This window comes from uncultured Wocania sp. (genome assembly GCF_964021735.1).
Lineage (GTDB): Bacteria > Bacteroidota > Bacteroidia > Flavobacteriales > Flavobacteriaceae > Wocania_A.
In genome coordinates, this window is record NZ_CAXIBN010000030.1 from 1 (window position 1) to 23,459 (window position 23,459).

Sequence of the window (23,459 nt, forward strand, 5' to 3'; positions counted from 1 at the left end):
AATCGCTTTATTTATTGTGTTAGTATCGAGCATTCATGCACAAAATACGATAGACTTACAAGGCACATGGAGCGTTCACTTAAATCAAAGCAACGACGACAGCAAAAAGCCTATCAATTTACCGAGCTCACTTACCGAGGCTGGTTACGGTGAAAAAACCGAAGGCTCAGATTTTGGTATTTTAACACAAACCCACAAATACATTGGCGTTGCTGTTTACGAAAGAGACATAGACATTCCGAAAAAATGGAAAAATAAAAATATAGACGTTTTTTTAGAGCGTGTGTTGTGGGAATCCCAAATTTTCATTGATGGTGAAAGATTAAGCACACAAGACGCTTTAGGCACACCGCACATCCATAAGCTTGGAAAATTAAAACCAGGCAAACACAAACTTGCCATTCGCGTTAATAATGATACCATTCATAATATTGGTGATAAAGGCCATGCCTACGGCGAATACACCCAGAGCATTTGGAATGGCGTAGTTGGTAAAATGGAATTACAAGCCAAAGATCCCACCCATATCACATCGATTCGTACGTTTTCACTTGTAGATAAAGACCAGTTAAAAATCGAGCTTCAAATAGAAGCAGCCTTAAAGGAAAAGGCAGAAATCTGTATGGAGATCATATCTATAACATCAAATGCTGTAGTACACAAAACCGAAGTTACCAAACAACTAGAGTTAGGACAAAACAAAAAAGAAATCACTTTAGACCTCAAAGGCGCATTAGAAAAATGGTCCGAATTCAATCCTGAGGTTTACAACCTTAAAGTGAAACTAAAGACCAAAAAAAGCAAGGATACTTACGAAACCGAATTTGGATTTGTTCAATTTTCACACGACGGCACAAAAATAACCGTTAATGGTCAGCCCGTATTTTTAAGGGGAAATCTTGATTGTGTCCATTTTCCTTTAACAGGCTATCCTTCTACTAAAGTTGAAGATTGGATACGCATTTTTAAAATCTATAAAGATTATGGTTTAAACCATGTACGCTACCATTCTTGGTGTCCGCCAGAAGCCGCTTTTAAAGCAGCCAACAGAGTGGGGATTTACATGCAAGCAGAAGCCTCAATATGGATAGACTGGTGGATGAGCGAAGATATGAAAGTAAGGGGGCGCCCAGAAATGGACACTAAAGGGTATCCAAAAGGCTTAGGAAAAGATCCAGAACGTGATAAATTTGTTATCGCAGAAATGAATCGTGTGGTCGATTTTTACGGCAATCATCCATCGTTTACCATGTTTTGTATTGGAAACGAACTGGGGAATTCAGATTTTGATGTGATGCAAGGCTGGATAGCCGACCTTAAAAAGAAAGACCCAAGACGTTTGTACGCCACTTCTACAGCTAGAAAAGTCATGGATGTAGACGATTATATGGCAACCCATTACATCCCGAATGTAGGACGTACCAGAGGATTAAACGGCGCTAGTACCGATTGGGATTTTGAAGACGTGTATAGCCAAATGAACATTCCTATTATCGCTCACGAAATTGGTCAGTGGCCCGTATATCCATCATGGAAAGAAATAGACAAATACACAGGCGTTTTAAAAGCTAGAAATTTTGAAGAATTTAAAGCTGTTGCCGAAAAAAATGGCATTGTAGACCAAGATGAGGATTTTAAAATGGCATCGGGGGCTTTAAACCAAATCATGTACAAATACGAAACCGAATCGTTTTTAAGAACCAAAAGTTGCGCCGGCGTTCAACTATTAAGCATCCAGGACTACCAAGGACAAGGTGAAGCCTTAATAGGCTGGCTAGATGCTCATTGGGAAAGTAAAGGCATCACTACCCCAGAAAAATTCAGGGAGCATTTCGATGTAACCGTTCCGCTTTTAAGAATGGAAAAATTTGTTTGGTCTAATGACGAAACTTTTAAAGCCAAGACGCAATTATCGCATCATGACAATGCCGCTATTAAAAATGGCGACATTATAATGACGATTCGTTCTTCAAAAGGAGACATCTTAAAAAGTGAAACATGGCCTATAAAAGATGTGGCTATTGCCTCGTTAATAGATGTAGGGCAGATAACATTTCCGTTAAGCAACATCGATAAAGCAGAACAACTAAACATTTCCCTTCAACTAAAAGACACGCCCTTTAAAAATGAGTGGAATATTTGGGTGTACCCCACCCAATTACCTGCAAAAGAGCCTAAGGATATTGTTATTGCAGAAAACCTAAACAAAGAAACGCTAACCGCTTTGGAGAATGGCGCTAAGGTCTTACTGGTCGCCAACAATTTAGGAACTGCAGAAAACAGCACCCCTGTTGGTTTTTATCCTTTATACTGGTCGCTCACCTTTTTCCCGGGTCAAGGCAAAACCAGTATTGGCCTGCTTTTAAAGGACGAACACCCTGCTTTCGAGCATTTCCCAACAGCTTACCATAGCGACTGGCAATGGGAAACCTTCAAAAACAATAAAGGGTTTATTTTAAATAGTTTACCTGCCAATTACAAACCCATAGCTCAAGTGGTAGATGATTTTCATCGCAATAACAAAGAAGGCGCCATTTTTGAGTTTAAAGTTGGAAAAGGACACGTATTGGTTTGCGGATTCGATATCAATAACGAAACGAATATCGTTGCAAAACAGTTAAAATACAGTTTAATCGAATACATGAAAACAGCTGATTTTGCTCCCAGCCAAGAAGTGAATGCTGGTTTTTTAAAGAACTTATTCCCTTTAATACCGAAAGTAGAAAATGTGAATGCTGATAGCGCATTTAAGAATGTTATTCTTCAAGTAGATGCTGGAGGAAATCTACAGGAACAAAACGTTAGCAAACGTTGGTCCAAAGATTTAGATGTTGTTGAAGTATCTAAAGACACAAAATACAAAGTCAAAGCTAGTGGTGTATGGAAAGATAGCAATGTTACTGCATGGCACGGAGAAAACATGACGATTGAAGTGAATTGTCCAGATGGCATTTTAGGCACTTTTTATGTTCAGTTTAACGATTGGAACAATCAGGAACGAGAAGGTTTCTTAGAATTTGAAGGGCGAAAATTAAAACTGGACGCACACCAAGGTAAGGAAGGAAAATGGGTGAAATTCCACGTCATGCGGGAAGACAGTAACGATGGCAAAATCGTTTTAAAAACCAATGTCTCTAAAGGAGGTAATTTAATGATTTCTAAAATAGTCCTAAGTAAAGAGTAAATATTAATGATTTTTAAAACAACAATATAAAAATAAGTATTACTAACTCGGTTTTCGAAACCAATTAAACAATACCCCTTGAATACCACCATTAGGTATCCAAGGGTTTTGGAGTTCTTACCTTTGTTCAGACATAAAATTTAAGACATTTAAACTTTCCACTTTTACACCAACGCAGAGCGTAGAAGAATTCTTTAGATTAAATGCTAGTCTTTATTTACATATAACTTTGATTGGCTTACCATATCTTGTTTAGTAAAATTTATAAATGGTATCAAAAAGAAACTATATTGATGTATTTTATCTCCAAATATTAAGTATTGCTCCTGTGGTTTAGCATACCAACTATCATCTCCACCAACACCACGTTGCTCCAAATCAATATTTAATTGCACTAAATCTTGCTGTTTTATATCAATAGTATGTTTTGACGCATTCACTTCAGGAATACCATCTATTTGATACGCTTCATCTATATTAGTTTTTGTATTATAGTTTAACCCTACAGATGTATCAAAATCTTCATTAGGCACGTGTAATGCACTTATACCTAATCCTTTTTTCACATTATTTGAGACAACCAATAAACCATTATCTTTTTCATCTGATAAAGCCACCCAACGTACATTTGTTTTATAACCGTTCTCTTGTGGTCTAATATATGGCACATATTGTTCTTCAACTTTAGATTTGTATAAATCTATAAATGAAGCACTATTTCTGTCTTGATAGTTTTCCCAAGGACCTCTACCAAAATAGGTCATATTATTAAACTTTTGTAATAATTGCATACGCATTCCAACCCTAGGAATATCAGCTTTATAATTGGTTGTATTGAGCGTATTTTCAATTTTAACAACACCATTTCCATGGATAGTATATTTAGACACATATGTTGTTTCAACTCCTGGCAACTTATATGCTACATCTAAAACAACCGTTCCTTTATCTGATTTAGAAACGTTAATTTTAGAGGTTTTAAGAAATAATGATGCCTTCTTCCATTCTATATTTTTAAGATGCATTTTATTTCCAAAATCGTTATCTGTAGGTGCTCTCCAAAAATTTGGAATTGGTCCTTTTCCGTCTTTTAACAACTCCATGCCTTTATAAACAAAAGATGTTATACGTCCAATTCCTTTATCAAACACCAAGCTCATGTCCTTATTAAAAACAGTTATGCTTTCATTATGTTCATCTACTTCTAGCTCAAAATTTACCTCGGTACTAGACATTGATGCTTTGTATTTTACATCAAGTTCAAACTGTTCGTGAGCTACAAGAAAGTCTTTAGGTAATAAACCCCATTTTTTTTTGGTTAATGCACTTATTTCAAGAAAGTACTCGGTATTATCTTTATAATCAATATCGTTTAAACTCACTCTTAACATTTTACCAATATGTGGTTCAACATCAACAGAATCAATATGTAATTTTTTTAGAATTTTACCATCAGCTTTTATTTCAACTAAAAAATTAAACTGATTTAAATTTGTGAAATCATATAGATTTTCTAAATAAATACGCAGTTCGTTTTGCTTCGAATAACCTCTAGCCTTAAAATTAATGAACTCTTGGGCTTTTTTTACTTCGTGCAAAGCGGGTTGCGGAGTTCTGTCAGGAAATACTATCCCGTTATTTAAAAAAGAATTATCTGTTGGCATATTCTCTCCATAATCGCCACCATATGCATAATACTTTTCGCCTTTTGCGTTGGTTTTCCAAATGGATTGGTCTACCCAATCCCAGATAAATCCACCTTGTAAATTATCATATTGTTCAATAATAGCCCAATAATCTTGAAAATTCCCTGTACTATTCCCCATGGCGTGGGCATATTCACTAGGGATGAAAGGTCGATCAGTTTTGTGTTTTCCTATATACTCAAAAGTGGCTGGAGATGGATATTGAGGTACTATAATATCCGTATTCCAATCCATATCCAACAAATTACCATCAGTATCTTTATAGGGTCTTTCATATTGCACAGGGCGCTTTGTAACATCATGTGCTTTTATGGCTTTATATCCCTCATAAAAGTTAATTCCGTTTCCTGCTTCATTACCCATGGACCAAATAATTACTGAAGGATGGTTTTTATCGCGTTCTACCATTCGTATCATTCTGTCTACATGAGCCTTTTCCCAGCTTTCTTTTTTGGCTAAAGAATGTTTACCATAATACATACCATGCGACTCAATATTTGCCTCATCTACCACATAAATCCCGTGCTTATCGCATAAATCATAAAACTTAGATTGTTGTGGATAGTGACTCAATCTAACAGCATTAATATTATTCTCTTTCCAAAGTTGTATATCTTTTAAAATCTGTTTTTCATCAACAACATGACCAGTTTCTGGGTTATGTTCTTGAGTATTTACACCTTTTAACGTAATACGTTGCCCATTTATTAAAAGTAATCCTCCTTTTATTTCAACAGTTCTGAAACCTATTTTTTGGGGAATAACCTCTAAGACTTTTCCTTTTTTATCTTTTATTTCTACTATCAATGTATAAAGATTTGGGTGTTCTCCACTCCACTGCTTTACGTCTTTAATTACTCCACTAAAATTAACAACATGCTTTTTATTTGCAGAAGCCTTCGTTTTAATAATGTTAGATGCACAAACTTTACTTTGTTCATCTAAAATCTTGTAACTAACTTGTATTGATTGCTGTTTTGAACTATGGTTTTGAATAGTTACTGATGATTCAAAAATGCCATTTTTATATGCACCATCTAAAACAGACTTAACTTCAATATCTTGAACACGAACCTTAGGTTGTGCATAAATATAAACGTCGCGCTCAATACCACTTATTCTCCAAAAATCTTGACATTCCAAATAAGAACCATCTGTCCATCTAAAAATTTGAATGGCTATACTATTTTCTCCTATTTTTAGAGCTTTAGTAATATTAAATTCAGCGGGTAATTTACTTCCTTGTGAATACCCAATATAAGTGCCATTTATCCATACAAAACCTCCTGATTTCATGGCTCCTATATGTAAAAACACCTCTTTATTTTCCCAAGTAGATTCTAAATTAAATGATTTTTTATACGAACCAACTGGATTATAATTATCAGGCACATTACCAGGGTTCTTAGGATAAACTCCATCAATAAATTCAATATCATTAGCTATTGGTGCCTTGTAATCGGCAAATTCATATTGATGATTCACATAAATTGGAATACCAAATCCTTCAATTTCCCAATTAGAAGGTACTTTAATGTCATCCCAACCACTTACATCTTCATCCAAATTCATAAATGTTGTAGGTCTATCCTTTGGGTTTTTAACCCACTTAAATTTCCAAATACCATTTAATGATTTTTGATAAGTTGCACTACTGGATAAAGCATTACTTTCAGAAGTATAAGACACAAAAGAGTTATGCGCATCTAGTTTATTTTCAGAAATAACTTTTTCATTTTCAATGTAATCTTTGTAGTTATTAATTGGTTCTAATTTTTGACCATAACTTATAAGTTGTATAAAAACCATTATAAGTAAAATCAATTTCTGTATTGAATTCATTTTCGTAATCATCTAATTATTTACTTTAAACACTCTTACTAATAAAACAATAACTCTCTTAAAGAAAAGAGCTACTGTAATAGAAAAACTATTATTTTATCTACATCGCAATAAAAAACAATTATATATAATAATATAATTTAAAGATGTATTTGACCAATTCATAGTCTTTTTTGACAAAATCACACTCCCTATTCCTTTTTTGAGAGCAAGATTTAAGATTAGCACATTTACTCAAACATAGTTTTAAAACTAATTTAATAAAAAAAAGACAAAATATTATTTAAACGATGAGGAACATATTTTAAAACCTGACATCAAATACATAAATAAATTACAAATTTAGGATAAAAAAGAAAAGGTCAGCAATAAAGCTGACCTAACCTGTTTAGTAGCGGGAACTGGACTCGAACCAGTGACCTTCGGGTTATGAGCCCGACGAGCTACCTACTGCTCTATCCCGCGATGTAATCTTTAAATAATTTACTTAGCTTTTAACTTTCGGTTCATAATGCCGACCAAATCATTTCGGAATGCAAATATACAATCCTTTTTAACTTTAGCAAACATAAAAAACAAAAAAGTTATTGTTCGATGCTATTTATCTGAAAATCTATTAATTCTGAATTCAAAAATTGAACAGAAACTTGAATGGGGTTGCAACACACTTCACAATCTTCAATATAAGTTTGTTTTGAAACCGAATTATCTAATAACATAGAAATATTCTCCCAACAATATGGACATGTAAAATAATGCTCTTTCATTTAAAATAGAAACTAAAAAAAGTAGATAATAAATTATTATTATCTACTTTACTAATTTATGAAACTAACTTTATTCTAACTAATCTTTTTCTATATCCATTGTAGCTGTTGCATTTTGCAATTCTAAATGCATTAAACTAGGTGGGTTTTTTCCAGAAACACTAATATATTCTTGATTCAAATTATTATCACTTACCATGAATGTATTTAGCTTAGTTAAGTTCATAAACTCCATTGGTAAGGTTCCTGTAAATTTATTACTAGATAACAGTAACTCTTGTAATTGTGTTAATTGTGCAATCTCAACAGGTATTTCTCCATCCATTTTATTATCCATTACACTTAGTTTTTCTAATTTAGATAAAGCATAAATTTGATTTGGAATTGTTCCTGTTAAAAAGTTACTTCCTAATAAAAGCTCTTTCAAATTTGTTAAATTCATTAAAGACATTGGTATATTACCAGTAAGCTTATTGCTATATAATTTTAATGATTCTAATTTTTGTAAACTCCCAAGTTCTGATGGTATTTCGCCTTCAAAACTATTCATAAATAATTCTAAAGAAGTTAACGCTTTTAAATTTGCCAATTCTGTTGGAATATTTCCAGAAAGCTTATTAAACCCAAAGTTTAATTTTCTTAACGAAGTTAAATTTCCAATTTCTTTTGGTAAATTTCCTTGTAGATTATTAAAAGGCAAATTAAGCTCTACAATTTTGCTGTCTTCAATAGTAACACCGTACCAAGAATCAACAGATGCATTTAGGTCCCATGTAGAGTTCCATTCACTTCCGTTTGTTGAATTGTATATAGCTATTAGTGCTTCTTTTTCGTTTGAGGAAACATTAGCAAAAGTATATGCTGACACTAAAAAGCATACAACTATAAGTTTTAAAGTCTTCATCTTGAATAAATTTGGGATTAATTCTCTTACGAAAGTAGGCTATAACTAGATTAAAAACTATTTTATTCGATGAAATACACTAAATTTTAACATACTTAATCGACAAACTGCTCGATTTCAAGCTGAATGTTCTCCCATTTTTGCATAAAATCTTGTAAATCGGATTTCTTTTTTTGATAATTTTCAAAGAAATTGGGTTGAGATGTTACTTCCTCATAATTAATTTCGAGTGATACATCAATAGCTTTAATCTCCCGTTCTAATTGATTAATTTTAGACTCAACATTGCTTAATTTATTATTTAAAGATTTTATCTTTTTCTGATCGTCGTAAGATTGTTGCTTTTTTACTTTAGGAGTTTCTTTTACAATAGTTCGTTTTTCAACTTCACGTAAACTTTCAACTTTACGTTGGTCTAAATAATAATCAATATCACCTAAATATTCTCTTATTTTATGATCTTTAAATTCATAAACATTATTGGTTAACCCTTGTAAAAAATCACGATCGTGCGATACTAGAATTAAAGTCCCTTCAAATCGCTTTAAGGCTTCTTTTAAAACATTTTTAGATTTTATATCTAAGTGATTTGTGGGCTCATCCATTATTAAAACATTAAATGGTTGTAGCATTAATTTAGCCAGTGCTAAACGATTACGCTCTCCTCCAGATAAAACACGAACATATTTATCAACCTCTTCGCCTCTAAATAAAAATGAGCCTAAAATGTCTCGCACTTTACTTCTATTAGTTTCGTTTGCAGCATCAATCATCGTATCGTGCACGGTTTTATTTCCGTCTAAATACTCTGCTTGGTTTTGAGCAAAATATCCAATCTGTACATTATGCCCCAACTTTAAATGCCCATTATATTTAATATCGCCAACAATAATTTTTGCAAGTGTCGATTTACCTTGTCCGTTTTGCCCAACAAATGCCGTTTTACTATCGCGTTCAATTAGTAAATCAATGTGCTTTAAAACTTGATTATCGCCATAGTTTTTCGAAATGTCTTCGGCCTCTACAACTACTTTACCTGGAGTTATCGATACGGGAAAATTAAGCGTCATCACACTATTATCATCTTCATCTACTTCAATTCTATCAATTTTATCAAGCTTCTTTATAAGCGATTGCGCCATGGTCGCTTTTGAGGCTTTTGCTCTAAATTTCTCAATAAGCTTTTCGGTTTGTTCAATTTGTTTTTGCTGATTTTTTTGAGATGCCAATTGTTGCGTTCTTAATTCCTCACGCAACACTAAATATTTGGTGTACGGTTTCGGGTAATCGTAAATTCTACCCAACGAAATTTCAATAGTTCTATTGGTTACATTATCTAAAAACATTTTATCGTGTGATACAATTACCACTGCTCCTGGATAATTTTTTAAAAATCCTTCAAGCCAAATAATAGATTCTATATCTAAATGGTTTGTTGGTTCATCTAAAAGTAAGATATCATTATTTTGAAGCAATAATTTTGCTAGCTCAATACGCATACGCCAACCGCCAGAAAAGGTATCGGTTAGTTTATTAAAATCTTCGCGCTTAAAACCAAGTCCTTGCAAAATCTTTTCGGTATCGCCTTGGTAGTTGTATCCTCCTAGAATTTCGTATTGGTGTTGAAGCTCGTTTATATCAACCATTAATTGATGGTAACCTTCACTCTCGTAATCGGTACGCTCTGCCATTTGCGTATTTACAGCTTCCATTTTAGCCTCTAACTGCTTAATTTCAGTAAACGCTTCGTACGCTTCTTCAAGTACTGTTCGTCCTAAAACAAAATCTATATCTTGTTTTAAAAAGCCAATTTTAAGTTCTTTATCTGCTGCAATTTGTCCAGAATCTGGCTCCATTTCTTTCGATAAAATTTTAAGCATCGTCGATTTACCTGCACCATTTTTACCAATAAGACCTATTCTGTCGCCATTACCAAGTTTAAAAGTAATGTCTTCAAACAAGTATTCGCCTTGAAATGAAATCGATAAATTATGAATATTCATCATAGAAATGTAACTTATGTTATATACACTTTATTATTAAAGCTTATTTTTGTTCTAGATTCTCGCCCTTGTGAGAATAACAATTTTAAAAGCAAATCTCGACAGAAAAGCCGAGAAATAATTTTTCTATAATTGCGAATGCAAAAGTACATTAAAATATATGTTTAAAAAAGGCAATAAATTATATAGTATTATCAAAGGTGTTTGCCCAAAATGTCACGAAGAATCTATGTTTAAAAACAAGAATCCGTACATACTTTCTGAAGCTTTAAGTATGAACGAAAGTTGTTCAAATTGCGGTACAAAATATAAAATAGAACCTTCTTTTTTCTATGGCTCCATGTATGTAAGTTACCCAGTTGGTATTGCTTTTGCTACCGCAGCTTTTGTAATTTCATTTTTTATTTTTAAGGCGAGCATACATGTTATTTTTATCTCAATAATAGCGACACTAATTGTTTTTATGCCTGTAATTTTAAGGCTTTCCAGAAATATTTGGATTAACTTTTTTATGCATTACGACAAAAATTTAGCTAAAAAATAATTTTTGGGCGTTACCTAAAGGTCGGGCTTTCACTACTCGCTTCCTCCTTTCGTCGGCGAGCTCAAACATTTAGCCTGCGGTGAGCGCAGTCGAACCGTTCAATCCCTAACGCTAATCAAAACGTTTAATATCAACTTCATTTTCTAAAGGCACATCGTTTTCAATAAAATTATAAAGTTGTTCTGCCACATAAGGCCCAATCATAACACCTCGTGTACCCAATCCGTTTAATACAAACATACTTCTATGTGTAACATGTTGCCCAACTAACGGGCGTCTATCTTTTACCGTTGGCCGTATTCCTACAACTTGATTAACCACTTTAAACGGGCAACTTATTAGCTTTTTAAGTTTAGTTAAAAGTTCTTCTTTAGCTTTATTTGTAGTTTTGTTAGATGTATCATCCCATTCATAAGTGGCACCAACAATATATAAATCGTCTTGCAATGGAATTAAAAATACACCAGCTTTTAAAACATAATTGATTTTTAAATCTGGTGCTTTAATTATTAATAGTTCGCCTTTTGTTGGTACTAATGGTAATGCATTAAAAAAAGGATTTTTAACTACCCCAAAACCTTCAGCAAATACAATATGTTTAGATTTTATGCTTTTATACAGAATACCTTCATCTAAAATTTCAATTTGATTATAATCAAATACACTTTCAAAAAATATATGCTCTTTTAAAAGTTCATTTTTGCAAGCATCAATCAAACATTTTACATCAATCCTACCCGTTTGTAATACTTCACCAAAACCAAAAGGTGCAGCAATAAAATCATTTTCGTTTTTTATAATTTTGGTTGAAAGATACTCAGCAAGTTGTGGTTTGTCTGAAGCTGTAAACCAATCGTTCTGTTCTTCAAGCGATGCAAATTTTCGGTACACCGGAATCTTATAATCTAACTTTACATTTAATTTTTTTTCTAAATTAGCATACATCTGTAGTGCCATCTGTAATTGCTCTTTACTTTTCCAAACCGATGTAAACCGTTTTAACACCACAGGATTATACAAACCACCTGCAACTATAGATGATTGTTGCGATTTATCATCAAAAACAACAAATGTTTTGTTATTAGTTTTTAATTGTTCGCAAAAACTAATACCAGCTAAACCGATGCCTACTATAATATAATCTACTTGCATTGGTTGCGAAGATACTCAGAAAATAGGTTCCTGCCATAGTTTATCTTGAGCGAAATTAAAAGGTAGGAATGATAAAAAAGAGGATTAAAACCCTTCTGTCTTTCGGACACCTTCCCTTAAAAAGGGGAGGAACAAAAAAAGGCTGTCTTTTCAGACAGCCTTTTTTTTAATATTTATTTTATGCGACTTAATATGTCCACATATCCAATTCGAAATCTCGAATTTTATCTTTAATTCGCTCAGATTCTAATAATTGCATTAATGCATTTTCAGATACATATTCACTAATTTTCCTATCGCCTTGAACGTTTTCTTCTTTATAAATATAGCCATGAAAACGTCTAGAATTCAATATATGATCGAAAGAAAAAGGAATTGAGCTATTCTCGTTGTTAAACGATTTTGCTTCGTGCAATACTTCTCTAGCATCTGGGAAAAATACCCAAAAAAGAGGTACTAAATCTGGCTCGTCTGTATCAATAAAATTTACATCGGGTGCCACTGGTGCAATTCCTAATAATCTGTATTTCATTTCGGCTTGACGCTTATCGAAATACCAAAGTCCTTTAATGTGATATTCTTTAATATCGGCAGCAGCTATATCACGTCTGATAATATATTCAGGAGATAGCTCTTCTCCAGCATTAATTTGCTCGATCCCTAACTCTGTAGTATCCCTCATTGTTAAAGCTGCTTCAATATCTTTTAAAGTTCTTTTAGTTGTAAAATACGAATCATCATAAATATGTTTTATTTTACCGTTTTTCACGCTTTTCATAAGTACATCGTACAACGAACGTCTATCACTACCAATATTATTAGTATCTATAGGATAGTACAACGGAAAGTTAGAACGCTCATCAAGAACAATCTTTTCCCAAACCATTTTAGAAAAAAGAACATCTCTGTCGTCAACATAACCATATTCTAATGGTTTGTCGTTATCGACTGCTTTTTGCGCCTCTGTTCTTACTCCAATTTCGTCTGGACTTTTAGCATTCAATATATTTGCTTGCGCAAAAACACCAGACACTGTAAAAACAGTTACTACGGTTAATAAAAAACTTTTTAAGTTCATTTTTTTACTTTTTTAATTATTAGAGTTACCCCTTTTATGCATTCTAGTTTGTAAGCTCAACAAATACTGGAGATACTTTTTTAAGTATTACGCTAACTCCACCGGCTTTAGCTTCAATATCAAATATTTGAATTCCAGAACCACGTTTAGCTTTACGCAAAGCACCTTTTGCTCTACTATCTAACTTGTTTCCATTAACATTTATTGTGGGTTGCCCAGGAACTTTAAATTTAAAACCTGTAACACGTAATGGTAATTCGAAATCAAAATCATCAAATTTAGCACCAATAGTAGATATTTCAAGACTGTTACGTTGCATTTTTAATGCACCATCTTCACCTCTTACAGTACCTGTTGGTTTTGGTAAATCTTTAATTCTGAATTTAGCATTATCACTTACTTTACCTCCATCTGGCAATGTTCCAGTTACGTTAATAGTAACTTCTCTTCCTTTAATTCTTGTAGCATCCATTACATAACTACTACCAGAACCTCTAGATAATCCTTGAGCACTAGCTGTTACTTTGTTATCTGGAATACCAGCAAACGAAATAGTCATTGGGTTTTTAACACCTCTATATACTACATTCATTTTGTCTGCAGAAATGGTTGCAGCATTTGGTTTAGCAACTGTAGCGAATGATGAGTTTACTGGAACTTCAATTTCTTCTCCATCTTGAGCAAAAATTAATTTACCTTCAATTTTATGTTCGCCTACGCCACCAGTTCCTATCTTCAATTTCACTTTACCATCTTCAATAGTATATTGATTTTCAGATAATGGTCTACCATCTAAAGTTAATTCTACTCTACTTGGTTTAGTAGAAGCATCTTTACGACCTAACACAATTTGTCCATCAAATTGCTCACCGTTAAAATAAGCAGATTTTGTTGTTTCCATTAATGTAGTATAGTTGGTCATAGATACTTCGCTAGAAAGCGTACCCTGTAACATATTACCTAAAACTTCAGACTCAGTCGTTTTAATATCTGCTTGTAACTGTGTCATTTTAGTTAACGATGCTACTAAAGGAAACCCTTTATAGTGGTAATCTAACCAATCTTGTGTTCCAATATCTCTTTTTACAGGGTCAGTGTTAAATTTATCTTTTACACCTTGGATAATGTTTTCCATACCCTTTTTTCCTTCTAATATAGAAACAACGCCTTCTCTAAAGGTAGTTATTTGATTTAAAAACTCTTCGCCTTCTGGTTTAAGTTTATCGCCTTTAAAAAAGTTTTCATCTAAATAATCACCTTTATCCATAATCTCATAATCTGTAGGATCATCAACTGTTGCGGTCATTTTTCCTTTTAATTCTGATAAATAATTATCAAAATCTGCTGCCAACTTATGCAAATTTTCAGCATCAGCTTTTAAAGGTTTATATTTCTCTGGCTGTTCTTCTGCCTTTAAGTTTAAACTTGCTACAAAACTATTGTTACGCTCTTCTGCCGCTTCATTAGATTCTACAAGTCTTTCGTTCATTAATCCGAAGGCTGAAAGCACTTCTTTTGACATATTTAAAGCTAGCATTGCTATAAATATTAAATACATCAGATTAATCATTTTCTGTCGTGGTGATAAATTTCCTCCTGCCATGTCTAATTAGGTTTTTGGTTAATTAATAATTTGGGTTAACCCACTAATTAGTTTTTATTCATTGCAGATAACATACCACCATATACTCCATTTAATGAAGATAAGTTAGACGCTAAAGATTGCATTTGCTCTTTTAATTTAGAGGCATTTTCTACAGACTCCTCATTAATAGTAGCTTGTTTGTTAATGCTTTCTAATTGTACTTTATAAAGACTGTTTAAAGACTCCATTTGCGCAGCAGCTAATGTTAACTCTTCGCCATACTTTTTAGAAGCTTCAACAGAATCTACAGTTGAAGAAATATTTTTTGCAGCACCTTCAAAGTTTTTAATACTATCACCTAAACTTGCCATTAATTCGCCATCAATTTTAGCATCTTTTAATAACTCATCTAATTTTTTAGATAATAAACCTTGTGGGTTCTCTTTTTCTTTTTTATCTGATTGCCCTCCAGCTAATTCTGGGTAAACTAACGACCAATCTAAATCGTTGTCTACAGGTTCGAATGCTGAAATAGCAAAAATAATTGCTTCGGTTACAAGACCTAAGGTTAACATAACATTACCTGTTAAAGGACCTATTTCAAAGTGAATAATTTTGAATAGTGCTCCAATAATTACAATTGATGCTCCTAATCCGTAAGCCATATTCATAAATCTTTTACTTGCTTTTGACTGTGCCATAATTTTTCGGTTTTTAATTTTAAGTAGTAATACTTAAGTAGGTTAATTAATAGTTTTGATTATTGATTTGATTAAATTTATTTGTTATTAAGGTTTCTTACCTGTTACCTGTGTCCCCATGTAATCTTGTACTGTTCTAAAACCTATATAACTTCTTGCAGAATCTGCATATTCGTAATCTCTTGTACTTACTTGTAAATAGTAAGCTACATCTTTCCAAGAACCACCTCTTACAACTTTACGTTGATTGTCGTTATCATTTACACTTGGATTAATTGTTGATGTATATTCGTAAGAATTTGGGTCGTAAGATGCATTTACCCATTCTGAAACATTACCAGCCATATTATATAAGTTATAATCGTTAGGTTCATAAGATTTTGCTTCTACAGTGTATAATGCTTGATCTGCAGCGTAATCTCCACGTACTGGTTTAAAGTTTGCCATAAAACAACCTCTGTCACTTTTCGTATAAGGGCCTCCCCAAGGGTACGTTGCCGCTTGCAATCCACCTCTTGCTGCATACTCCCATTCTGCTTCAGATGGTAATCTGAATCTATTTACAAATGCTGCTTTTTTAGATTTTTGATACGAGTTTTTGTTTATAGTCCTCCATTCGCAAAATGCTTTAGCTTGTTTCCAAGTTAAACCTACAACTGGATATTCGCTGTATGCATCATGCCAAAAATAATCGTTGTGCATAGGTTCGTTATACGAATAAGCAAAATCTCTAATCCAAACTGTTGTATCTGGATACACCTCTATTTCTTCTTTAATAATAACATCTTTACGTTTTATACCTCTATTTCTCGCAGCTTCTTGAATATCCATGTGACTGAATTGAAACTTAAACTTTTTTACATCCCAAGTACGTTGTCCATTATAAGATTCTTCTAATGGCAAATACATCGTATCCATAACTTCAGTGTAATACTCATCTGGATATTCATCAGTATCGAAAATTAAATCCACGTCATGATTTATTTTTCTACCCTCATAACCAGTTGGTCCTAAACCTGTATAATTTTCAAACATATACTTTTCGTAAACAGACATATTGGCTGTATCTGCATCTTTAAATGCATACTCACCAATACCGCCATCTTCTGGAACTTTACCAACCTCATCAGCTAGCACAGCAAGTTTCATTCTAACAATAGAATCTCTTACCCAATTAACAAACTGTCTGTATTCACTGTTAGTTATTTCTGTTGCATCCATATAAAGTGCTCTAACAGTAACTGTTTTTGCTGGAGCATCGTGTATTCCGGCAAGATCATCATCAGCTTTACCCATAATAAATGCGCCACCAGGAATGAGTTCCATTCCATAAGGCTTTTCTGGATGCCATTTTTTACCTTTAACACCTACTAGCTCTCCCCTATCTTTGGAGCCACAACTAGCTAATAATGTTAATACTGCAGTTAATAAAATAAACTTCTTCATATCCATAGAAAACTCGAGGTTAATTATTTAAGCTTCATTTTGAGAGCGTAAACATATTTATATATTTTTTAAAAAACAACTTTTTTTACAAATAAATTACATTTCATCGTAAAAAAAATACATTTTACCGATGAAATCGACTATTTGATCATACTTTACATATTAGACACAATTTTTTTGAAATGCTTTATACCAGCGATCTGGTATCTTATTTTTACAGGCATCTAAATAATCTTGATGCATGCAAGGTAATAACGTATGCCTTTTTAATTTATTATTGACTTCTGACAAAAAAGGAATCTCAATCCACCATCTACCTGTTTTTATACTCTTGTAAAATATCAATTCTTGGTCGTCTACTAAAGTAATGAATTTTTGATAGTTTTTTTCATCTAAAAAATCATCATCTTTTACTCTAAAGTTTACACCTTCAATAAAATACCAAATCATTTGAGCGATTAACATCGATGTAATTTCATCATCCTTAGATGGTTTATACTCGTAAATTCCAAACGACGACACCTTATTACTTATCCCTGCATAACGCGCTATGGCGCAGATTTCTTTTCCATCTAAACCATTGGGTGAATACTTTTGATTTAAACTGAGTGCAGATGCTTTTACAGAACTTAAATCGACACTTACAATATTAGCATCGCGCAATACAGGTTCAACAATGGTTATATCTTTTGAAACTTGACCTAACCTATAAGATTCAAAATAGAGCTTATCCATTAAATCTATTTCTTCTTGCGAGTTAAAATACGTTTGATAACCTATGGTTGCGTAATTGAATAGATTATAAGGCTCATCTAAAATAATTTTACCAACAAAACTATTATTCTTTATTGGTTTTTCTGAATCTCCTAAATCAAATTTACTATCTACATTTACAATATTAACCATAGGTATTAAAGCATCATAAGCTCTATAATTGGCATAGGTTAAATCTTGCGAGCCGCCTAAAATAAGTGGTATAATATTTTTTTTTACTAATATGGTAATAGCTTCTTTTAAAGCAAAATAAGTATCTTCTACACTTTCGCCTTTATTAATATTACCTAAATCTGCAACTGTGGTATTCCAACTACCAGGAAAAAGTGCATAAAGTGATTTTCTAATTTCATTAAGCTGAAACTCTTCTCCTATATAATTAACATCGTTTCTGTTTTCTAAAACGCCCAAAATAGCAATATTAACATCTTCCAATTCTGGAATACCATTTTGAGTTGAATGAATTCGTAATTTTCGTCCTAAAGCTTGTGATGATAGCAACTCGTTATGCGCCAACACCAAATCTGAAACAGGAGAGAGAAAATTAAAGTTCATAAATTATTTCTTTTTTGCAGTTGTTTTTTTCTTGGTTGGTTTCTTTTTAGCTGCTTTTTTCTTTGGCGCTTTAGCTTCAATAAGTGCTTTAGCCTCTTCTAGTGTCATATCCGTAACATCTACTGTTTTAGCTAATTCTACTTTAATTTTTCCTTTTACAACATTGTGTCTTCCCCAACGGGCCTTTTCTACACGAATGCCTTCATCTTCCCAATTATGGATAACTTTATCTATCTCTTTTTGAATTTTTGTTTCAATCAATTCAACAATTTCTTCATCAGATAAATTATCCCAATCATATTTTTTATTCACATTAATAAACATATTGTTCCACTTTATAAATGGTCCAAAACGTCCTTTACCTTTTTGCACAGGTAAATCATTATACATATATATAGGCGCATCGGCTTTTTGTTTTTCTTTAATTAAAACAATAGCTTCATCCAATTCTACACTTAAAGGATCTACACCTTTTGGTAGCGATACAAATGAATCTCCAAATTTCACGTAAGGTCCAAAACGTCCATTATTCACTAAAATCTCCTCTCCTTCGTAAACCCCTAAGTTTTTTGGAAGCTGAAATAAATCCATAGCTTCTTCGTAGGTAATCGAGTTTAATTGTTGGTCTGGACTTAAGCTTGCAAATTGCGGTTTTTCTTCATCGTCAACAGTACCTATTTGCACCATGGGCCCAAACTTACCTAGACGCACACTAACTTGTTTTCCTGTTTCTGGGTCTTTCCCTAAAATACGCTCTCCAGATTCTCTTTCAGCATTCTCCTGAACATCAACTACTTGTGGATGAAAATCTTTATAAAACGATTTCATCATTTGTATCCAATCTTCTTTACCATCTGCTATATCATCAAAATCTTCTTCAACTTTTGCTGTGAAATTATAATCTAAAATGCTTTCAAAATGATTGACTAAAAAATCGGTAACAATCATTCCTATATCTGTTGGAACTAGTTTTCCTTTATCTGAGCCTACTTTTTCTGATAGCAATTTATCTTTTACTACACCACTTTGTAAAGTGAGTTGCGAATAGTTACGCTCTTCACCTTCAACAGTACCTTTTTCAACATAATTTCTATTTTGTATGGTAGAAATAGTTGGCGCGTAAGTAGACGGACGACCAATACCTAATTCTTCTAATTTTTTAACCAAAGAAGCTTCAGTATATCTTGCTGGCGGGCGTGTATAACGTTCGGTTGCCGTAATGTAATTATTAAGTAAAGTCTCGTTAGTTTTCATTGCTGGCAACATGCCTTCTTGCTCAACATCTTCATCATCAGTACCTTCTAAATATACTTTTAAAAACCCATCAAAAGTAATAACTTCTCCGTTTGCTGTAAATGTTTCTTTATGTGTTGAAGCACTAATTTTAACATTGGTACGTTCTAATTCTGCTTCGCTCATTTGCGAGGCGATTGAACGTTTCCAAATTAAATCGTACAGTCTAGCTTGATCGTAATCTATATTAACAGAATGTGTCGCAAAATTGGTTGGTCGGATGGCCTCATGCGCCTCTTGTGCACCTTTTGCTTTGCCTTTATAATTTCTTGGTTTACTATATTCGTTACCAAATGCCGCTTTAATTTCTGCTTCTGCGCCTTTTCTTGCTTCATCAGATAAATTTACACTATCGGTTCTCATATAGGTAATTAAACCAGCTTCGTAAAGACGTTGTGCCATCGTCATGGTTTTACTTACCGAAAAGTATAATTTACGTGATGCTTCTTGTTGTAATGTTGAAGTTGTAAATGGTGCTGCAGGTGATTTTTTAGCTGGTTTTTTTTGTAAATCTGCTACTTTAAAATCTGCCGAAATATTTTTTTCTAAGAATTTTTGAGCCTCAGTTTTAGTTGAAAAATTCTTAGGTAATTTTGCTTTAAATGTTTGTCCGTCTTCGTTTGAAAATTCAGCATCAATTCGATATGATGCTACAGGTGTAAAGCCTTGAATTTCTCTTTCCTTTTCAACAATTAATCGCACCGAAACCGATTGCACACGACCTGCTGACAAACCGCCTTTTACTTTTCGCCAAAGCACAGGAGACAACTCGTAACCTACAATTCTATCTAATATACGACGTGCTTGTTGTGCATCAACTAAATCATAATCTATACCTCTTGGGTTTTCAATAGCTTTTTGAATAGCACTTTTAGTAATTTCGTGAAAAACAATACGTTTAGTTTTGTCTTTATCCAACTTTAAAGCTTCGGCTAAATGCCATGCAATGGCTTCTCCCTCTCGATCCTCATCACTTGCTAACCAAACCATTTCTGCTTTTTTAGCTAATTCTTTAAGCTTTTTTACAACTGCTTTTTTGTCTTTAGAAACTTCATATTTTGGTTTGAAATCACCATCAACATTTACTCCCAATTCCTTTGAAGGTAAATCGGAAATATGCCCAAAGCTAGATTCTACTTTAAAATCTTTTCCTAAAAATTTTTCAATAGTTTTTGCCTTAGCAGGTGACTCTACAATCACTAAATTCTTCGCCATACTTGATTTTTTGAAGCTACAAATGTATATGAAAAAAAGTTTATCTGTAACTTTTTATGGATAATCTGTGAATTATTTAATAAAAAAAGCCTGCGTTTTTACTTAAAAACGCAGACTTTTTGTTTTTTCTTAAAATTTTATTCGACTATGGTTCCTATTTCTTCAATAGCACTTGTTTCGTTAAAACCTATAACTTTTTTATAAATTAAATATGCTGGATGGTACAAAAAAGTTTGTAAAAATAAGCCACCTAATCCGCAAGTTAGCATTGTTAAAACTGCTACACATATATAACTTACTACAAATAATCCAAAAGACAGCAACCATTTTTTATTTCCTAACTTAAAACTTGCTTTTACTATCTCTCCAACACTAAATTCTGGGTTAAATGCAAATATCATCCCAAAATAAAACATTGGCACCATTACATATATTAATGGAATGTAACACAATAATGCAGACGGAATAGCTATTAAAATAGTAACAAGCATTATCATAAAGGTTTTACTTAAATACTTCCCTTTTATGAAATAAAAAAAATCTGAGGTAGCAACTTGTTCGTTATAATCTAGCTTTTTCATCATTTTAAAAAACCCAGCATTTAATGCTACAGAAATAGCTCCTAAAACAAAAACGCCAACAACAACAAAAAGTATGTATATGATAGACATCCCAGCAAAAAAACCATTAAATGCTTCCGGGTCTGCATATCCGCTTTCTTGTTGTGCAATTATCATTCCTATCATTGGAACGTATAAAACAATAATTAATGGTAGCATAACTATAATTGTAAATAATTGAAGTAAAAAACCTTGTAACCAAGTCTTTTTAAATAGCTCGATAGATTCGCTAAAGATGGTTCCGAAATCTAATTCTTTGGCGCGTTCAATTTTTTCTAATAAATTAGTAATGGTATTCATATTTTCAGTTTTGGTTAGTATATGTTTTCAAAGTAAATACTTTATAACATATTTAACAAGAAATTATCTTGTATAAATAAAAAACCCTACATAAAAGCAGGATTTTTTATTCTATTTTTTCTCATATTAATTCAAAGAAAATGAACTTATTAATTTCAATTCGTTATCACCATATTCGTATTGATATAATGTTTTTCCGCCTATCATTATCAAATTATTTTCTAACGGAATAACATCGGTTGCTTGAATGTTTTTATAGGCTTTTTTAATACTAATATTTAATGGGTTTGTTTTATCAAATAGTTTTAATCCTGCGATACCATCGCAAACAAAAAGCATATTGTCTTTTATACCCAAACCGTAGGGGTTTTCTAGCACATATCTTGCTGCTAGAGTTGGGTTTGTTTTATCACTAATATCTATAACCTCTAAAACACTCTCGTCTTGTCCGCATAAATTCCCGCCACGTAACGTTAAATAAGCATAATCACCGTCTACAACTACTGGGTCGCAACCTTCCCAATGTGTGAAATCTGAAACATACTCTGGCGCTGCTGGATTAGACAAACTGTAAATATACATGCCATTTGTACTTCCTAAATACAAATAACCATCGGCTTGAAACATAGTTTCTATATTCCATCCAGCATTTTGCTTAGTAACTAAATTTGGAGATGACAGGTTTTCAATATTAAAAATTGTCATTTCATAACTACCAACTGTGTACAAATAATTGTTAACAATTTGAAAACGCGCTAAAGAGCCGCCTTGTCCCGTTACAGATTCGCTGGCACCAGAATTTAATGCAGTATCGTTAAAAACGATATCAATACTTGATTCATCAACAACTTTACGACGTTCTAATTTGGTTGTCCAACCCACAATAATATGGTTTTCATAATCAAAATTACTATAATCTACCGCTTGAGCTTCGACAGGAATTTGATAATTATAAATGGTAAAAACATCCTCTAATCGCTCTACTAAATGTACTTCATTAATATCAGAAATATCAAAAACCAACAAATCTGTAGCACTATCCGCATATAAAAAATTGTCCCTTACTGAAATATCTTCATTTCCAGGAATTACAATATACTTAATTGGTTTTGGTAATTTAGGGTTTGTGTTATCAATAATATGAATACCTTTGTTTACATCGCTTACAAAAATATAATTACTATAAGTATAAATTTTACCGGCTTCCTCAATATTTTTTGGCACAACTACCTCAACAGAATTTCTAAAAACAGATTTACTCATTAATTCTGGAGTTGCTACAGTTACAAACTCGTAATCTGTATCGTCTTTATCGCAAGATACTATGCTAACAAAGATTAAGGTTAGAAAAATAAATTTTAATTTCATGGCGATTCTTTTTTTAAATTTTAATATTTATAATTCAATGAAGATTCTAAGCCTTCAAGGTTTAGTATAATTTCTTTACTTCCATTAATTTGTAATGGTGTTAAATCAAAAGAAACTGTTTTCTTAAAAACAGCTAAACATGCTTCATTATTAATTAATTGAAGTTTTAAGTAACGCTGTTCTGGAGACGACTCTGCTATAGCACTAGAATCAAATAAATAAAACTCCCAACTATTGCCATTGCAACCAGAAGCACTTATTTCAATATGTAAGCAATCATCTATTATTTCGGTCTTAACGAATGTAAAATTTGCAGTTTCTAAATTGTCGTATTTAGATTTATTTATGATGGTTTCAAAATCACATTCACTAATAAAAAAATCATCATTTTCATCTTCGCATTGTGTATTCATAAAACACAT

16 protein-coding genes and 1 tRNA gene are annotated in these 23,459 nt (G+C 32.7%); 2 read left to right on the forward strand and 15 right to left on the reverse strand.

Going from position 1 to position 23,459, the window contains the following annotated elements:
- Window positions 1-3,184, forward strand: a 3,184-nt coding sequence (locus AADI82_RS04305) for a glycoside hydrolase family 2 TIM barrel-domain containing protein (protein WP_341215226.1), incomplete at its 5' end; no start/stop codon positions are given.
- 206 nt (window positions 3,185-3,390) lie between these two features.
- Here AADI82_RS04305 and AADI82_RS04310 read toward each other — a convergent pair.
- The 5 genes from AADI82_RS04310 to AADI82_RS04330 all read right to left on the reverse strand — a co-directional run bounded on the left by AADI82_RS04310 (window position 3,391) and on the right by AADI82_RS04330 (window position 10,409).
- The gene (locus AADI82_RS04310; protein ID WP_341215227.1) at window positions 3,391-6,732 is read right to left on the reverse strand and encodes a glycoside hydrolase family 2 TIM barrel-domain containing protein; all 3,342 of its coding nucleotides are present in this window, start codon (window positions 6,730-6,732) and stop codon (window positions 3,391-3,393) included.
- 392 nt (window positions 6,733-7,124) lie between these two features.
- Window positions 7,125-7,197 (reverse strand) — tRNA-Met (locus AADI82_RS04315).
- 119 nt (window positions 7,198-7,316) lie between these two features.
- Window positions 7,317-7,499, reverse strand: a complete 183-nt coding sequence (locus AADI82_RS04320; RefSeq protein ID WP_341215228.1) for a CPXCG motif-containing cysteine-rich protein — start codon at window positions 7,497-7,499, stop codon at window positions 7,317-7,319.
- 79 nt (window positions 7,500-7,578) lie between these two features.
- On the reverse strand, window positions 7,579-8,403 hold the full coding sequence (locus tag AADI82_RS04325) for a Two component regulator three Y domain protein (RefSeq protein WP_341215229.1): 825 nt from the start codon (window positions 8,401-8,403) through the stop codon (window positions 7,579-7,581).
- A gap of 95 nt (window positions 8,404-8,498) precedes the next feature.
- The gene (locus tag AADI82_RS04330) at window positions 8,499-10,409 is read right to left on the reverse strand and encodes an ATP-binding cassette domain-containing protein (RefSeq protein WP_341215230.1); all 1,911 of its coding nucleotides are present in this window, start codon (window positions 10,407-10,409) and stop codon (window positions 8,499-8,501) included.
- A gap of 157 nt (window positions 10,410-10,566) precedes the next feature.
- Between AADI82_RS04330 and AADI82_RS04335 the strand changes: the two genes are divergently transcribed.
- A complete protein-coding gene (locus AADI82_RS04335) occupies window positions 10,567-10,950 on the forward strand; it encodes a DUF983 domain-containing protein (RefSeq protein WP_341215231.1) in 384 nt (127 codons plus the stop codon).
- Between the two features lie 111 nt (window positions 10,951-11,061).
- On the opposite strand, the gene AADI82_RS04340 is transcribed toward AADI82_RS04335, so the two are convergent.
- The 10 genes from AADI82_RS04340 to AADI82_RS04385 form a co-directional block, all read right to left on the reverse strand.
- Window positions 11,062-12,102 carry an FAD-binding oxidoreductase gene (locus AADI82_RS04340; protein ID WP_341215232.1) on the reverse strand — a complete coding sequence of 347 codons (1,041 nt, stop codon included), beginning with the start codon at window positions 12,100-12,102 and terminating at the stop codon, window positions 11,062-11,064.
- A gap of 187 nt (window positions 12,103-12,289) precedes the next feature.
- The gene (gldN, locus tag AADI82_RS04345) at window positions 12,290-13,180 is read right to left on the reverse strand and encodes a gliding motility protein GldN (protein WP_341215233.1); all 891 of its coding nucleotides are present in this window, start codon (window positions 13,178-13,180) and stop codon (window positions 12,290-12,292) included.
- Window positions 13,181-13,223: 43 nt separating this feature from the next.
- On the reverse strand, window positions 13,224-14,783 hold the full coding sequence (gldM, locus tag AADI82_RS04350) for a gliding motility protein GldM (protein WP_341215234.1): 1,560 nt from the start codon (window positions 14,781-14,783) through the stop codon (window positions 13,224-13,226).
- Between the two features lie 47 nt (window positions 14,784-14,830).
- The gene (gene gldL, locus AADI82_RS04355) at window positions 14,831-15,466 is read right to left on the reverse strand and encodes a gliding motility protein GldL (RefSeq protein WP_341215235.1); all 636 of its coding nucleotides are present in this window, start codon (window positions 15,464-15,466) and stop codon (window positions 14,831-14,833) included.
- A gap of 87 nt (window positions 15,467-15,553) precedes the next feature.
- Window positions 15,554-16,912, reverse strand: coding sequence for a gliding motility lipoprotein GldK (gene gldK, locus AADI82_RS04360; protein WP_341215236.1), 1,359 nt, complete (start codon window positions 16,910-16,912; stop codon window positions 15,554-15,556).
- A 162-nt stretch (window positions 16,913-17,074) separates the two neighbouring features.
- Window positions 17,075-18,241 (reverse strand): formimidoylglutamase, encoded by a 1,167-nt coding sequence (locus AADI82_RS04365; RefSeq protein WP_341215237.1) that lies wholly within the window; start codon window positions 18,239-18,241, stop codon window positions 17,075-17,077.
- A gap of 3 nt (window positions 18,242-18,244) precedes the next feature.
- Window positions 18,245-20,749 (reverse strand): type I DNA topoisomerase, encoded by a 2,505-nt coding sequence (topA, locus tag AADI82_RS04370; RefSeq protein ID WP_341215238.1) that lies wholly within the window; start codon window positions 20,747-20,749, stop codon window positions 18,245-18,247.
- A 137-nt stretch (window positions 20,750-20,886) separates the two neighbouring features.
- Window positions 20,887-21,669: a hypothetical protein gene (locus AADI82_RS04375; RefSeq protein ID WP_341215239.1), complete on the reverse strand. Its 783-nt coding sequence runs from the start codon at window positions 21,667-21,669 to the stop codon at window positions 20,887-20,889.
- A gap of 126 nt (window positions 21,670-21,795) precedes the next feature.
- Window positions 21,796-23,037: a hypothetical protein gene (locus tag AADI82_RS04380; protein ID WP_341215240.1), complete on the reverse strand. Its 1,242-nt coding sequence runs from the start codon at window positions 23,035-23,037 to the stop codon at window positions 21,796-21,798.
- 20 nt (window positions 23,038-23,057) lie between these two features.
- Window positions 23,058-23,459, reverse strand: a 402-nt coding sequence (locus AADI82_RS04385; protein ID WP_341215241.1) for a hypothetical protein, incomplete at its 5' end; no start/stop codon positions are given.